The organism is Hymenobacter frigidus (assembly GCF_014640435.1).
Lineage (GTDB): Bacteria > Bacteroidota > Bacteroidia > Cytophagales > Hymenobacteraceae > Hymenobacter > Hymenobacter frigidus.
Genome location: NZ_BMGY01000091.1, coordinates 1 through 2,474, shown reverse-complemented (window position 1 = coordinate 2,474; position 2,474 = coordinate 1). Strand labels below are relative to the sequence as shown.

The following is a 2,474-nucleotide window of genomic DNA, read 5'->3' as shown; positions in this document are numbered from 1 at the left end:
CGCATCGAACACGTCTTAATGGAGGTCGGCCAAAAGTACACCGTTACTTTTGCGTGACTACTTAGAAAAGGGTATTTCCAAGCAATCAACCAATACCTTGCGCAACATCAGTTGCTGATGTAGCTGTGACGCTGGTTTAAAAATCAGTGGCGAATCCGGCATTTTTCAAAAAAAGTACCCCAGCAGCAGTATCTTTTGAAACGGCAGTAGGTACGTTCTGAAAATGCATCATTGGCCGCTCGCGGTCAAAGGAAATGCCGGACATTACTTAACCTGCTTTGAACGGTCGTTTGCAACACGTAAAATGGCTTTCGTCTTGCTATGTAAGTGATTAAGTATTTTAGTCGAGCTTTAGCATAAGCCTTCGGTCTTGATAGGCATAGCGGCTAATACCATCAAGGAGCGCTCATACTCCCCTTCATCCAGTTGTTCTTGAAAATAAACCTGTTGCTGTAGCTGCTGGCTAAACTTTGGTAGATAGACGGTTTTCTGCATTGTTGCCGTCACTACGGGAGAGGGTTGGGGAAATAAATAAAAGGAAGGGGGTGTGGTATCGACTTCCTTTTCCAATAAAACGCTGTCTAACTCTTGAACAACAGTAGGAATAGTAGTGGGAGTGAGCCGTATGACTAGCAAGGTTTGGTATAGATGCGGGTCATACATGTTTGTTAGTGCTCCGAGTAGCAATAAACTTCCTTCTATCCATCGTCCTGGTCGCTGAAACTGTCCCCCAAGGGTGTCAATGTGCAAATCATCGAAGTGCTCCCAGCGTTTGCCGCGCACCACTTCTTCAACCCATTGCTTGAGCTGGATAGTGTATTGATTAATATCAAGAGGGGTATTGTCTATCATCAATAAATCACTCTGTAATGCGCTAGATACTGTGATGAAAAGCAAGAAATCGGGCAAGATTTTTTATCTTTGGCCCTCTTGAAGGAGGGCCCTCGGGTTCATCCTGTGTAGCCTCGGCACGTTCACGTGGTCGGGGCTACTTCTTTTTCGGCCATGTGCGCCGGATGGTAGTGCGGGTCGTAAGGGCGGTCATTTTTCCAAAGCGAAAAGCAGAGCAGCAGCAGTTTGCGCATGACGGCAATCACACCGGGCTTGCCGCTGGGTTGGCGGGCCCGTAGGCGGGCGTAAAAAGCCATTTGTTGCGGATTGTAGCGCAGGCTACTCACCGCTGGCAGGTAGAGCGCCTGACGCAGATGCACGTTGCCCCGGCGTGAAATGCGCGTGGCCTGGGCGGAGAGGCCACTTTGCCGCTGCACCACGTCCAAGCCGGCGTAAGAGGCAAGCTGCCGCTCGTTCTCGATGAGCACGAAGCCGTTGGTTTCGGCCACCACCACGATGGCCGTGGTCAGACCGATGCCCGGCACGCTGGTCAGGTGGGCCAGTTTGCGGGCCAGCTCGGGCTCTGCTTTGAGCAGGTCCGCCAGGTCCTGGTCGATGGCCTTGAGCTGCTGCTTAAGCAGTTGCTGGCGGACGGCCAGGCGCTCCAGGGTCCGGGTGTCGGGCTGGTAGCTGTGGTCGTAGGCGTGGCGCTGGGTTTTGAGCCGGGCGCCACGCCGCTTCAGGCTCTGGCGTTCGCGGGCCAGGGCCCGCAGCTGGCGCAAGGCCGGCGTGGGCGGCTGCCAGGCGGGCAAGGCCCGCTCCAGGCCCAGGCGGCAGAGCAGGCGGGCGTCGAGCTGGTCGGTCTTGCTCTTCTGCTCGGTGCTTTGGGCAAAGTGCTTGACTTTGTTGGGCAACAAGACGCTCAACGCCTGTTCGTTGTCCGACAGAAAATAGGCCAGGGCCTCGTAGTAAACGCCCGTGGCCTCGACCACAAACCACAACGGGGTGGCGGTGGCCTGCTGTTTGGCCGTCCAGAGCAGCAAGGCCGCGAAGCCGGCCGACGTATTATCGAAGGTGGCTTCTTTGCCGAAGCGCAGCTGCTGGTGCACGTCGATGCGGCCGAAGCAGGCCACAAACGTGTCCTTGGCAATGTCGATGCCCACGACGTATTTGAGCGGGGCGGTGGGGGAAGAAGTGACTGGCATAAACGAGGAAAAAAGTGAAAATGAATCAGCCAGTCAAGTTTTTACCGCAACTCTCCTTGTAAACATGCGGGATGCCACTCACCGGTGGCGGGGGCTCCCTTCATACTGTTCAGTCTTCAGGCAAAAACGGGAAACGGAGCACAGGCTCTAGCGCTTAAGGTCAGCGCCGAAGCGCCGCCTTTAGGGATAGTGGGTGACTCCGTTTCCTTTTCTGGCTGCCTCTCAACGAAAGGCAATGCAATCATACAAGGGACTGCTTAGGGTGTTACCTTTTACAAATGACGCCTACACCCGGTAAAATACCACGCAGGGCGCAACGGTCAGCCGTGCCAAAAACCACCACGATTCCGAGGTCGGGGGTATAACACGTGTTATCCTATGTTCAGACACGACCTCTTAATTTAGGTCAATGAAGGAAAGGAGTGGAGTAAGATTCTA

Annotated in this window: 2 protein-coding genes; both read right to left on the bottom strand. The window is 54.3% G+C overall.

Annotated features, from left to right (window positions below):
- Positions 1 to 351: 351 nt before the first annotated feature.
- On the bottom strand, positions 352 to 909 hold the full coding sequence (locus IEW17_RS20525; RefSeq protein WP_188563932.1) for a hypothetical protein: 558 nt from the start codon (positions 907 to 909) through the stop codon (positions 352 to 354).
- Between the two features lie 65 nt (positions 910 to 974).
- Positions 975 to 2,036 (bottom strand): IS110 family RNA-guided transposase, encoded by a 1,062-nt coding sequence (locus IEW17_RS20520; protein ID WP_188563931.1) that lies wholly within the window; start codon positions 2,034 to 2,036, stop codon positions 975 to 977.
- Between the last annotated feature and the right edge of the window lie 438 nt (positions 2,037 to 2,474).

What these genes read in the sequence shown, in the direction of transcription:
- IEW17_RS20520 (WP_188563931.1), bottom strand. Translation starts at nt 2,036, where the DNA reads ATGCCAGTCACTTCTTCCCCCACCGCCCCGCTCAAATACGTCGTGGGC.